Genomic DNA, 13275 nt, shown 5'->3' with positions numbered 1-13275 from the left:
GGGTAAAATTTATTAATAGATGTCAAACAGAAAAATGATTACGGCTGCGTTGCCTTATGCCAACGGACCGGTTCATATAGGGCACTTGGCAGGAGTATATATTCCTGCGGACGTGTATGCAAGATTTCAGAGAAGATCAGGAAAAGACGTAGCCTTTATCTGCGGTTCGGATGAGCATGGAATCCCCATTACGATCAGAGCTAAAAAAGAAGGGGTAACGCCTCAGGATATTGTGGATAAATATCATGAAATCATTAAAAAATCATTTTCCGACTTAGGAATTTCTTTTGACGAATATTCAAGAACAACATCTGAAAAGCATTACGAAACCAGCCAGGATTTTTTCAAAGTGCTGTATGAAAAAGGAAAATTCACAGAAGAAGTTTCCGAACAGTATTTCGATGAGCAGGCTAATGAATTTTTGGCAGACCGTTATATTGTTGGAACCTGTCCGAATTGCGGCAATGAAAATGCGTATGGAGACCAATGTGAAAGATGCGGTTCCACCCTCTCACCTTCTGAACTGATCAATCCAAAATCGATGCTGAGCGGTAATGTCCCGATTCTTAAAGAAACCAAAAACTGGTACCTTCCACTCAATGAATATGAAGATTTTCTGAATGAATGGATTATCGAAGGCCATAAGGACGACTGGAAACCCAATGTATACGGACAGGTAAAATCATGGCTGAACGACGGACTGAAACCGCGCGCCATGACCCGTGACCTCAACTGGGGCGTCCCGGTTCCGCTCCCTGATGCAGACGGAAAGGTACTGTATGTATGGTTTGATGCTCCGATCGGATATATTTCCTTTACCAAAGAATGGGCTGAGAAAAACGGGAAAGACTGGAAAGACTACTGGCAGAGTGAAAGTTCTGATCTTGTTCATTTTATCGGAAAGGATAATATCGTATTCCACTGTATTATTTTCCCTGCGATGATGAAAGCCCATGGAGATTTCATTATGCCCGCCAATGTTCCGGCTTTTGAATTCCTGAACCTGGAAAATGATAAGATCTCGACCTCCAGAAACTGGGCGGTTTGGGCACACGAATATGTAGAAGATTTCCCTGGACAGCAGGACGTGTTAAGATATGCCCTTTTGTCATCCGCACCGGAAACAAAAGATAATAATTTTACCTGGAAAGATTTCCAGACGAAAAACAATTCTGAACTGGTAGGGATTTTCGGGAACTTTATCAACCGTGTGGCAGTGCTGATTCATAAATACTACAACGGTGTGGTTCCCCAAGGAGACATTAATGCTCCGGAGTTGCAGGAAATCAATAAAGCAGCGAAAGAAATTTCAACGTTCCTGAACAACTATGAATTCAGAAATGCCCTGACAGCGTTAATGAATCTGGCCCGTTTCGGAAACCAGTATCTTCAGGCAGAAGAACCTTGGAAAACGATTAAAAACAACCCTGAAAAGGCAGCCGGTTCACTATTCGTCGGAGCTCAGATTGCAGTAGCTTTGGCGCAGCTGTGCGAACCGTTTATGCCGTTCAGCTCAGAGAAATTACTGACTATGTTTAATGTTGACCAGTCAGAATGGAGCAATGTTGAAGACAGGAATGTTTTAATTGAAACCGGACATACCATCAATGAAGCTTCTCTTCTCTTCTCAAAAATTGAAGATGACGTTATTGAAGCCCAAATCCAGAAGCTGGAAAACACCAAGCAAAACAATAAAAAAACCAATCCTAACGCCAATCCAATGAAAGAAGAAATCACCTTTGATGATTTTACGAAAATCGACTTAAGAACAGCAACCATTATTGAAGCTGAAAAAGTAGAAAAAGCCGATAAACTGCTGAAACTAAAAGTAGATACAGGAGTGGATGTAAGAACGGTAGTTTCAGGGATCGCGGAAAGCTTTACGCCTGAAGACGTGATCGGGAAACAAGTTATGATTTTACTGAACCTGGCACCGAGAAAAATCAGAGGGATCGAATCTCAGGGTATGCTGTTGTTAACGACAAAATCTGACGGGAAATTATCTTTCGTAACACCGGATGACAGCAACGTGGAAAACGGTATTGAAATCGGATAATTATAAATCCTAACTATATAAATGGGCATTTTCTGATGCCCATTTTTTTCTGAACAATGATCAAAAGAAATGTCTTAAATAAACTTTCTAACAGAGAATTAGAAAAATATCTGAACCCTGACAACCGCTTCGTTCCCGAAGCTGTTCAGGTGGCGTTTGAAATTCTTAAAGAAAGAGGACACCATTTCAGTGAATCGGAAAAAACAGCAGTGAATGATTTGATTTTAGCTAAGAAACAGGAAGAACAAATCAGGACAAATGAAGAGAAAGAAATCTGGGAAGACCATCTTACAGAAGACCCTTCTGCCATAAAACTTCACTCCAGAACTGCCATTACAATACTTACCGTATTGTTCGGCACTATTCCGGGATCCATTTTGTTATTTTTAAACCTGCTTACCGTAAGAAAATATGCATCAGCCATTTTCAGTTTGCTGATCGGCTTCGGTTTTTTCTTTTTCCAGAATTATATGTTATCAAAAGGTTTTGGAGGCAGCAACAGCAGCTCTAGGTACAATCTTGAAATGGGGAGCATTGCACTGGGAGCATTAATCCTATTGGTACTGTCTGTAACATGGATGCCCAAAAAGTTGCCTTACCGCCCTAAAACGCTGATACTTCCCATCATTTTATCTTTAGTGATGATTATTATGATGTATATTAATTATAAAGGATGGTTTACTGCCTATCCTGTCGTGCAAGTTTTTAAATTAATAAAAGACTTGTTAGATTGAAAGGAAATCAAATAAACGTTTTATCTTTTAGTCAGCCTTGCCAGATAAGAATCATCTTCCTGCACTATCTTTTCAATCCTGAACCCGTTATATTCAGCTGCATTTTTCAGCGTATTAAAATCTAAGTACAGCCATCTGATCGGGTCCTCCGATTCGCCTTTGTAGTACACCACATAATCCAGCTCCCCATAATATCCGTTGGCCGGAATCAAAACTCCACCATCTTCCTCATCACGGTCAAACATATACAGGATATCGGTACTATCGATCAGGATCTGCCCGTTTTCATGAAGCAATGAATACAGCTTTTTCAAATAAGTATCAATGGTAGAAAGGCTCTGGAAAATTCCGGTTCCGTTCATGAGTAACAAAATCGTATCAAAGGTTTCCCGTGAAAAATGAAGCATATTTTCGCAGACGGTCTTTTTAATTCCGCGGAGTTGACAGACTTCAATCGATTTCGGAGAAATATCCATGGCAGTTACGTCTGCATTTCTTTCATCCTGAAGATAAAGCGAATGCGAACCTGCTCCCGCTCCGATGTCCAGCACTTTTCCATGCGCCAGCTCAAGCGCTTTCTGCTCAATGGCATTCATCCCTGTAAAATCCCTGAAGAGGTATTCTACCGGAAGTTCATCCAGTTCGGAAATTGAAGTTTCGGTCTGCAGATCTTCAGGATTTTCGTTGTGATAATAATCGTGGATGGCCTGGCCCATTAGGTCTTTCATGATGAAATTTAATGACACAAAGATAAGGCTTTTAACAAGAAAGAATAGCCATAAGTCAGAAAGTATAAATTTAGTTTATTATTTGAAATTTTAAATAAAAATAATATTAGCTTCTATCTAATTCTTTTGATTACTATTTTGAATATATATTAATCCATTATTACGAATATTAGTTTCGAATATAGATATAATTATCTGAAAAGATAAACTATTTTTTAATATAAGTAAAGTAAAATAATATTATCTAATTTTAAAATTATATATTTGATTTAATTAAAAACTAATACAAAATATGTCACTAATAAACAGTTACGCAATTTGGAATAATAAAGGAGGAGTTGGGAAAAGTACGATAACATTTCATCTTGCATCAAGATATGCTGAATTAAATCCAAATATTAATGTTTTGGTAATTGATCTTTGTCCTCAAGCAAATTCCAGTATGATGCTACTTGGCGGTGGAACTCAAGGAGAACAACAAGTTATTAATTATTGTAGTCAAACTACACCAACAACTGTAGTCGGTTATTTAAGTAATGTTATAAGCAACGGTTCTGGCGCACCATTACCAGATCCTAATAATTATTTAGTTAAAGTTTCTACAGTTAACAATAACATGCCAGAAAATATATTTTTACTTAGTGGCGATGGAAATTTAGAACCTATGGCTCCAGCAATCAGTGATGCAGCAAGCGCAAGATCTTTAACTCCATCCGCTCAACCATGGGTTTGGATACATAATATTTTTAGGAATTTAATTGATGATATTGTTTCAAATCAAACTGACACAGATTGGATGGTTTTCGTAGATACAAATCCTAGTTTTGGTATCTATACTGAATTAGCTATTTGTGCTGTAAATCGTATAATTTCACCAGTAAATGCAGATGACTCATCAAGAACCGCAGCAAATGCAATGGCAATTCTTTTACATGGTACAAATCCGCCTCACCCAATATATGGAACATGGACTTTTGCTGCACAGGCTATCAACTATAGAATTCAAATTCCTAAAATTCACTTAATCATTGGAAATAGATTAACACAATATAGTGGAGCTTCTGCTGCATTTGGAGCATTATCAGATGCTACTGCAAATACTTTATATAGTCTATATAATTCTAATTCAAATTACTTTACTTCAAGGACTAATGCTCCTAGTAATCTTGATGATTTTAGACAAGAATATTCAATTCCTTTACGAGATTTTAATACTGCTGGAGTAGTATCAGCTCATTTAGGAAAAAACTTAAGCTCAATGACACAAGGATATTATCCTGTACATGGGAACCAAGTTAAAGTAAATGCTCAACCAGTTAGTGACTGTTTACATGCTATTGATGCAGTAATTAATTTATTATAGAATTATTTAAAAATAATTCTATAATTTTTATGTTAATAAAACTCCATCACCATCATCCAAATTTTCTATTTTTAAAAATACTTCATTCCTTTAAAATTTGCCTAACTTGTATCTATCAAAAGAAGATGGATTGAATGACAAATAAAAATTTAAATTTTCATAAAGGATTCACGTTCAGCAGGCACGTTCCGGAAGAAGTCTCTCATTTCGACCGTGTTTTTGATGTGTTCAAAGATCTGCTGACGCATACGTCAGGCGATATTGAGGAAGCCTTTGAGTGGCTCGATATGCTGGATAAGGAATATGATATTTTCACTGATGAATATACATTGGAAGATTTTGAGGAAGACCTTAAAAAGCGTGGTTATATCAAAGAAGAAAAAGACCCGGAAGACGGCAATACAGGAACGGGGAAAGGAAAGAATGTACTGACCGCTAAACTGGAAGCGGCATTGAGGGAATTTGCCTTAGACCAGATTTTCGGTAAACTTAAAAAAAGCGGCATCGGGAACCACCGTACCACCAAAACCGGAGTCGGCGATGAACGGGACGGAGAAAACCGGTCATTTCAGTACGGCGATGATCTTTCCACGGTAAATATGACCGAAAGCTTAAAAAATGCACAGATCAACAACGGAATTTCCGACCTGCGGCTGACTGAAGATGATCTCATTGTCGAGGAAACAAAACATAAAGCGCAGATGAGCACCGTACTGATGATCGATATCAGCCATTCCATGATTCTGTATGGAGAAGACCGGATCACCCCTGCCAAAAAAGTAGCAATGGCTTTGGTAGAGCTTATCAAGCGTAAATATCCCAAAGACTCCATTGATATTATTGTCTTTGGAAATGAAGCGTGGCCGATTAAAATCAAAGACCTTCCTTATTTACAGGTCGGACCTTATCACACGAATACGGTGGCCGGTTTGGAACTGGCGATGGATATCCTGCGAAGAAAAAGAAATACCAATAAGCAGATTTTCATGATTACTGACGGAAAGCCAAGCTGCATCAAGCTGCCTACCGGTGAATTTTATATGAACAGCAACGGACTGGATGAAATGATTGTTTCGCAATGCCTCAACAGGGCTGCCCAGGCCAGAAAGCTGAAAATTCCAATTACCACTTTTATGATTGCCCAGGATCCTTACCTCCGAAAATTTGTAAAAGCTTTTACGGCCCAGAATCAGGGAAAAGCTTTTTTAACAGGATTATCAGGACTGGGACAGATGATTTTTGAAGATTACGAAAAAAACAGAATAAAGAGAATATGATATTAGATTTCAGATGCAAGATATTAGATTTTAGACTTCAGATATTAGATTGCAGATTTCAGACTGGTTTCTAATAAATTTAATTTCACAGAATATTAATAGTATAAATGATTACTGCTCAAGATACAATGAAAAACGATACGACATTTAAAGAGTTAAAAAATTCAGGATATACGGATAAAACAATCAATCAGGAAATCCAGGCGAATCTCATTACAAAGATCAAAGCAAAAGAGCCTGTTTTTGAAGGGCTTTGGGGATATGAAGACACCGTAGTTCCGCAATTGAAAAAAGCGATTCTGGCCGGCCATCATATCAACCTTTTGGGTTTACGCGGACAGGCAAAAACAAGAATTGCGAGAAGCATGGTGAATCTCCTGGATGAATACATGCCTATTGTAAAAGGTTCTGAAATTAATGACAGCCCGTTCCGGCCGATTTCCAAATTTGCAAGAGACCTGATCGCAGAATATGGTGACGAAACCCCGATCTCATGGGTACACCGTTCTGAGCGTTTCTTTGAAAAGCTCGCTACGCCGGATGTTAATGTGGCTGACCTTATCGGTGATATTGACCCGATTAAAGCGGCAACTCTAAAACTGCCGTATTCTGACGAACGCGTGTTGCATTACGGAATGATTCCGCGTGCCAACCGATGTATTTTCGTATTGAATGAGCTTCCGGATTTACAGGCAAGGATCCAGGTTTCTCTGTTTAATATTCTACAGGAAGGCGATATCCAAATCCGCGGGTTTCAATTGAGAATGCCACTGGATATACAGTTTGTATTCACCGCAAACCCTGAAGACTATACCAACAGGGGAAGTATTGTAACCCCTTTAAAAGACAGGATTGGCTCGCAGATATTCACCCATTATCCGCAAAGTATTGCGCTTGCCAGACAGATCACCGAGCAGGAAGCCCTGATTTCTGCAGAAGATAAAGCAAGTATCAAGATTTCTGACCTGGCCAAAAACCTCTTGGAAGAAGTAGCTTTTGCAGCCCGTGACAGTGAATATGTGGATGCGAAAAGCGGAGTAAGCGCACGTCTTACGATCAGTGCCATGGAAAACCTGGTAGCCGCTGCCAAATTGCGCCTTATTGAATCAGGATCTGAAAGAACGGCAGTCCGTCTGCTTGATTTTATGTCGATTATTCCGTCCATTACCGGAAAAATTGAACTGGTCTACGAAGGTGAGCAGGAAGGTGCCGATTATGTAGCAAAAATATTGATCGACCAGGCAGTGATGACCCAGTTTGAAAGCATTTTCCCACGCATTTCCAAACTGGAAAAAGAAGGCATTAAAACGCCGTATACAGACCTGATCCAATGGTTCAATAAAAACCATATCGAGCTTAATTACCATGATACTGATGAAGAGTTTTATGCCAAACTTAACGGCATTATTCCTCTGACTACTGTAGTCGAAGAAAATGCATCTGAGTTAAGCACAGAAGACCAGAATTTCTGTAAAGAACTGGTATTATGGGCACTGACCATCAGTAAGAAACTGGACAAATCTGAAAACCAGGCTTCTTTTACATTCGATTCTGCGGATGTCAATTCATATTTCAGAAACTAATCAAAACTTAGTTATTAGTTATATAAAAATATTCCCTGAGGTTTCAGGGAATATTTTTGTATGTGATTATTTCAATTGCAGAATAGGAATGTCTCTTCTTACTTTTAATTCAGAATTTCATTCATTGCGGTTAAGATTACAGGCTGTCCATCGGTGATCATGAGGGTATGTTCATGCTGTGCCATAAATCCGCCTTTATTGCCGACCATGGTCCAGCCGTCATTCTGCTCCACTGCAATATTGGAAGTTGTTGAAATAAATGTTTCAATGGCTACCACAGAATTCTTCCTGAATCTTCTCGTATCAAAACGGTTTTTATAATTCAGCAGTTCATCCGGCTGCTCATGAAGGCTTCTTCCGATGCCGTGTCCTCCCAGGTTCCTGATAACTTTAAAACCTTTGTTTTTGGCTTCGGTTTCCATCAGCAATCCGATATCGGCTATTTTTACTCCACCTTTGATCGTGCTGATGGCTTTCCGGAGAATTTCTTTAGAAGCATCCACCAGTTTACGGTGCTGATGAATATCTTTCCCGATAATGAATGAAGCTCCGTTATCCGCCCAAAATCCGTTCAGCTCTGCAGAAACATCAATATTAATTAAATCACCTTCTTCTAAAACCCTTTGATCACTGGGAATGCCGTGGCAGAATTCATTATTTACGCTGATACATGTCCATCCCGGAAATCCATACGTCAGATAAGGAGCAGACCTGGCGCCGAAATCCGCAAGGATTTTCCCTCCGAATTCATCAATCTCTTTGGTGGTCATGCCTGGCTGAGCATAGTTAATCATTTCCTTGAGTGTATATGCGACAGCTTCACCGGCTTTCTGCATTCCTGTCATTTCATATTCGTTGGTTATGGACATCTTATTATTTTTTGGAGGTTTATAAAAATATTTGGAAATATAAAGTTACGATTTCTGATTTAAAGCCGTAATATGCCTTACGTTTAAAACCAAAGTTGTCAGAAAATCATCATAGAAATAATGTTGACCGGCATTCCATTCTTAGCCCCGATTGAACGGCCTGCCTGAGCTCTTTTTGTTCTTTCAGCGGCGGCTTGCAGCCGCCGCTGAAAGAACAAAAAAGCGAGTAGTGAAAGCGGGAAACAGCTCCTAAATAATTCCCAAAAAACGTAAAGCCCCGGTCTTACGATAAGAACAGGGGCTTTACTCGTGAAAAACAAGGTATTTTTACACCGCAGGGCCTGCGGCATCTTTAATTTCTTCCAATAACTTTTTACGTTCCCGGAGCCGCCTCCTGGCAATCACGGATTTACCGCTGAGCAGCCTGATAAATCTCAGGGATTCAAACCGTTCCCTGCCGAAATGGTGGGTCAGCACATACACCAATACTCCGGTTCCCGCAATGAGAATGTAGCCGAAAATCTTTTTACCCGCAATAAGAATGGCGTTCAGCTGAATGAGTTTCATGCCGGAAGCAACATTCTGGGGCGGAAAATTCATTCCATCCATATACACGGCCAGATCACCTACAGCCATTACCTGGAAACGGTACTGGAACCATGAATACAGGGCAGAAAATATTCCTACGGCAAGGAAAGTACGCCATACGAGAACCAACCCGATCGCGGCCAGCATTTCGTCCATCTCCAGCTTATCAAGGGTATAGAACCATACGGAAATAAACAGCGAACACATTCCGTATCCTTTCAGAAACATCGGCAGGTACCAGCTATCATAACTGAATTCCGGCACCATTGAGAGGTACATGATCAGCACATACCCCATCATGGCAGAGAAACCTGAGAAAATAAACATCTTCAGAGGGATTTCCCTTTTGAACCAGAAGACGGCTATGATTCCTGCCAGAATAATCCCCGGGATCATCAGGAGGTTAAGCCTTGCATTCGTCAGCTGATCATAGCCTAAAACTCCGACTGCAAAAGTATTCTGAATGGAGGTCGTGCCTAAAAACATCCCCAGCCACAACAGCATAAACAGACCATGCTGCACATTATTCTTTGAGAAAATGGTAAATGACAAATACGGTCTCTTTAAAGTCATCTGCCGGATCACGAGTAAGGAAAAGCTTACAAAAGCAGCGAGTCCTGCATTGACAATATGTTTCGAGTTCAGCCAGTCCTGCTGTCTCCCGAATGAGAAAACATAGGCTGAAAACATAAAAGTGGCGATAAACAGCAGAACACTCAGCCAGTCGATGTAATGCAGCGGAACTTTCAGGGCAAAATACTTATTGTGCATAAACGCCCAGTGAATCAGTGCCAGCATGAAACACAGCACAGATGCCAAAATGTAGAAATGCTGCCAGTTATAGATCATGGAAACTTCCACGGCATAATATGCTGCTACCTGGTTCATCATCAGCACAAAGGTGTAGAAAACTCCGTAAAACATTCCGCGGTTCCCGATCATGGTCATCAGCGGCAGGAATAACTCTATGGTCACCATCATTTTCAGAAACCCGATTACCAGAGACGTGAATACAAAGATCATCGGCTCCATCGTTGTTGCATTGATGTAGCTCAGCAATCCCAACAGCACCAGAAGCAAAGTCATTTTATCCCGTACCTTAAATCTCATTTTCATCCGCAGTACGACCGGCATACAGGCACCCATCCCTATGGTGGAAGCATAATTTGCCCACATGAAATATTCGGTCATTGATCCTGTTCCGCTTACCACGAAGCTGATGTTTCCAGTGTACACTCCTCCCAGCGGCATCACTACAGTAAGCAGCAAGACCATCAGCAAAAACTGCACGGGTTTCGGAACCCAATCGTTATATAATCCTTTATTGTACATAAATTACGGTTAGAGGTTAGAAATTAGAGGTCAGACATCAGACAATAGGATCTGCGATCTTAATTTTGGTTTTTTATTGGATTTAAAGATATCTGCTTATCTTATATTCTCCTGATGAAGATTCCTGTGTATGAAATCTTTCATTGGCATCTGCATTAATAGATAAATATCAGATAGTACATTATCAGATTTAAGCAGTTTTTTATATTGCATCAAAATACTATATCTAATATACTTCCTACTGCAAAAGTCTGATGTCTAGCGTGCGAAATCTCCTGTCTATTTATTTGTTTTAATTCTCACGTTCATATTCATTCCGGCACTCAGCTGGTCTATTGCTGCTTTTTGGTTAGCCGATGTAAACTCGATCCGTACCGGGATTCTCTGCTGGACTTTGATAAAATTCCCTGTAGAGTTATCGGTCGGAACACTGGAATATCTGGAACCGGTGGCTGCTGAAACCGCAGTGACCACTCCTTCAAATTCTTTTCCGCCTAATGCATCTGCGGTCATCATGATCTTCTCTCCTACTTTGATGTTCGGCATCTGGCTTTCCAAGAAGTTCGCCGTTACCCATTTCTGCCCGTTTAAAACAATTGTTGCAACCTGCTGGCCCGGCTGGATCAGCTGGCCTTCTGAAATCGTTCTCCTTCCCATCACCCCGTCATAAGGTGCTGTGATTACCGTATACGATAAATTGATTTTTGCCATTTCCAGAGCCGATTTGGCTCTTTTGATTTCGGCATCAATAATTCCGAACTTGCTTTTTACTTCCGTTGTGGAATAACTGGCCGACTGCTTCTGGTTAGCCAGGGTTTCATAAGCTGCTTTCTGGGCATCATATTCGGTTTTTACCTGATCGTATTGCTGCCGGGTTACAGCTTCTGAAGCCAGTAAATTCCTGTATCGGTTCAGGTTCTGTTCCGCATTCCATAGTCTTGCTTTTGCGCCTGCCATGTTGGAGGCCATTACATTTACATTATTGGCTACGGTATTTACAGATGAACTGGTAGCCGCACGCTGTGCCAGTGCATTCTGATACGTGGCTTCTGCCTGTCCGAGCTGTGTAAGGATCTCACGGTCGTCCAGTATAACCAATGTATCACCTTTTTTAACTTTCTGGTGTTCAATAAATTTAATTTCTTTGATGTAGGCTGAAACCCTCGTATTGACCGGGTTAATGAATTCTTCCACCTGGGCAGCCTCTGTGTAGGTTTTATCCCCGATATGAAAATATTCGCATATTAACCAGAACAGGCCGAAACCGATGACCACAAATACGATGATATTGGAAATAATGCTTCTGATTTTATTTTTTTTCGTTTCTTTTTTCTTTGCAGCCACCGCTGAGGACGGAGGCGACTGTGTGTTCTGAGTATTTTGTCCCTTGTTTTCCATTGTTTTATTTTTCGCGTAAGATTATAGTGTTCCTGTAGATTTTAAAAGATTATAATATTGATACAGCACATTGATTTCCGCGTTGCTGTAATCCAGCTCGGACTGGAGCTTCTGGTTCTGCGCATCGATCATTTCTGCCTGAACCGCTAACTGATTCAGATATTTAGCCTCTGTAATTTTATAGTTTTCTTCGGCTAATTTTTTGGCATCGTTCAGGATATCGGCTTGCTGGATCGATTCCTGATATTTTACATAAGCAGCATTCACAGCCATATCGATATTCTGTTCAGTCAGGGTTAAGACATCACCGGCCTGGACTTTCTGAAGCTCACCCAATTTCACCCGTTCTTTTGTTTTATACAGGTTATCAATATTATAGGTCAGGGAAATCCCGGTCTGCCAGCCTCCGGAATACATATCCAATACAGGGTTTCTCGTTGTGATGGGCCGTTGTAAAGCATACCCGCCGAATCCTGATATCGCAGGCATCTTATCGGTTTTGATGATTTCGATGTTTTTATCGGCAACGCTGATGTTGGTATGAGCTGATTTTACCAGCGGATTGCTTTCATGAGCCAAGCTTAGGTAATAATCCATCCCGATTCCAGTTTCTTTATTTTCCAGTTTTTCAATGGGAATAATCTCGGTATCAGCCGGCAGTCCTAACGCCATATTCAGATTATAATTAAGGATCTTTCGGTTGTTGGATAAGGTTAAAATTCCCTGGTCAAGGTTTTTAATAGCCAATTCTCCACGGATGACTTCATTTCTGGTCACCATCCCCTGCTGATAAAATTTCTGGATATTCTTCAGCCTTTCCTGGGCCAGTTTTTTGTTATTTTGAAAAACCTCCTGCTGATTCACTGTTTTATACATATCGAGATAATTGGAGATCACCAGAAATTTTACGTCCAGCTTATTTTTTTCGAGATCCAACTCAGAAAGCTGTTCACGGAGCCCTGCCATCTCAATAGATTTGTTCACCAGGCCTCCTTTAAAAATCAGCTGCGTAGCCTGTACCGCATAAGAGCTTCCGTAATGAGGCATAGGAACATTCGTGGAGTTTGAAAAATCTTTATCGATTACTAAAGCGTTCCCTAAATAAAACTGACTTGTTGAAGCCGTAATATTAGGCAGTTTCTGAAGCTTTACAAGAGCTGTATTCTGTTTTGCAATATCAATGTTCCATGCGGAAACTTTCAGCTGCTGCTGGTTCTGCACCGCAAGCCCGGCCGCCTCCTCTGCCGTCATCTGTTTTCTGTCCTGTGAAAAAAACAGCGCAGGAAAGACTGCTATCACTAGTGATAGTACTGTTTTTATATTCTTTGCCATTGTACCTTGTTTTAC

Annotated in this window: 10 protein-coding genes; 5 read left to right on the top strand and 5 right to left on the bottom strand. The window is 40.4% G+C overall.

The features are described 5' to 3' along the window. The first annotated feature begins 19 nt into the window (after positions 1-19). Both metG and MKJ01_RS09045 read left to right on the top strand, forming a co-directional pair. A complete protein-coding gene (gene metG, locus MKJ01_RS09050) occupies positions 20-2056 on the top strand; it encodes a methionine--tRNA ligase (protein ID WP_241614333.1) in 2037 nt (678 codons plus the stop codon). A gap of 56 nt (positions 2057-2112) precedes the next feature. Beyond that, on the top strand, positions 2113-2790 hold the full coding sequence (locus MKJ01_RS09045) for a hypothetical protein (protein ID WP_241614332.1): 678 nt from the start codon (positions 2113-2115) through the stop codon (positions 2788-2790). 20 nt (positions 2791-2810) lie between these two features. Here the strand turns inward: MKJ01_RS09045 and MKJ01_RS09040 are convergent, their stop codons facing one another. Continuing rightward, on the bottom strand, positions 2811-3518 hold the full coding sequence (locus MKJ01_RS09040) for a bifunctional 2-polyprenyl-6-hydroxyphenol methylase/3-demethylubiquinol 3-O-methyltransferase UbiG (protein ID WP_241614331.1): 708 nt from the start codon (positions 3516-3518) through the stop codon (positions 2811-2813). 292 nt (positions 3519-3810) lie between these two features. Between MKJ01_RS09040 and MKJ01_RS09035 the strand changes: the two genes are divergently transcribed. The 3 genes from MKJ01_RS09035 to MKJ01_RS09025 all read left to right on the top strand — a co-directional run bounded on the left by MKJ01_RS09035 (position 3811) and on the right by MKJ01_RS09025 (position 7741). Further along, on the top strand, positions 3811-4881 hold the full coding sequence (locus tag MKJ01_RS09035) for a ParA family protein (protein WP_241614329.1): 1071 nt from the start codon (positions 3811-3813) through the stop codon (positions 4879-4881). 134 nt (positions 4882-5015) lie between these two features. After that, a complete protein-coding gene (locus tag MKJ01_RS09030) occupies positions 5016-6158 on the top strand; it encodes a VWA domain-containing protein (protein ID WP_241614328.1) in 1143 nt (380 codons plus the stop codon). Positions 6159-6286: 128 nt separating this feature from the next. Beyond that, the gene (locus MKJ01_RS09025) at positions 6287-7741 is read left to right on the top strand and encodes a sigma 54-interacting transcriptional regulator (RefSeq protein WP_241614327.1); all 1455 of its coding nucleotides are present in this window, start codon (positions 6287-6289) and stop codon (positions 7739-7741) included. Between the two features lie 104 nt (positions 7742-7845). On the opposite strand, the gene map is transcribed toward MKJ01_RS09025, so the two are convergent. The 4 genes from map to MKJ01_RS09005 all read right to left on the bottom strand — a co-directional run bounded on the left by map (position 7846) and on the right by MKJ01_RS09005 (position 13260). Next, positions 7846-8610, bottom strand: coding sequence for a type I methionyl aminopeptidase (gene map, locus MKJ01_RS09020; RefSeq protein ID WP_241614326.1), 765 nt, complete (start codon positions 8608-8610; stop codon positions 7846-7848). Between the two features lie 327 nt (positions 8611-8937). Beyond that, positions 8938-10530 carry a hypothetical protein gene (locus MKJ01_RS09015; protein ID WP_241614325.1) on the bottom strand — a complete coding sequence of 531 codons (1593 nt, stop codon included), beginning with the start codon at positions 10528-10530 and terminating at the stop codon, positions 8938-8940. A 279-nt stretch (positions 10531-10809) separates the two neighbouring features. After that, positions 10810-11928, bottom strand: coding sequence for an HlyD family secretion protein (locus tag MKJ01_RS09010; RefSeq protein ID WP_241614324.1), 1119 nt, complete (start codon positions 11926-11928; stop codon positions 10810-10812). A 21-nt stretch (positions 11929-11949) separates the two neighbouring features. Beyond that, positions 11950-13260: a TolC family protein gene (locus MKJ01_RS09005; protein WP_241614323.1), complete on the bottom strand. Its 1311-nt coding sequence runs from the start codon at positions 13258-13260 to the stop codon at positions 11950-11952. Between the last annotated feature and the right edge of the window lie 15 nt (positions 13261-13275).

The sequence above is a fragment of the Chryseobacterium sp. SSA4.19 genome (assembly GCF_022601875.1).
Classification (GTDB): Bacteria; Bacteroidota; Bacteroidia; order Flavobacteriales; family Weeksellaceae; genus Chryseobacterium.
This window is presented reverse-complemented; position numbering and strand designations above follow the sequence as displayed.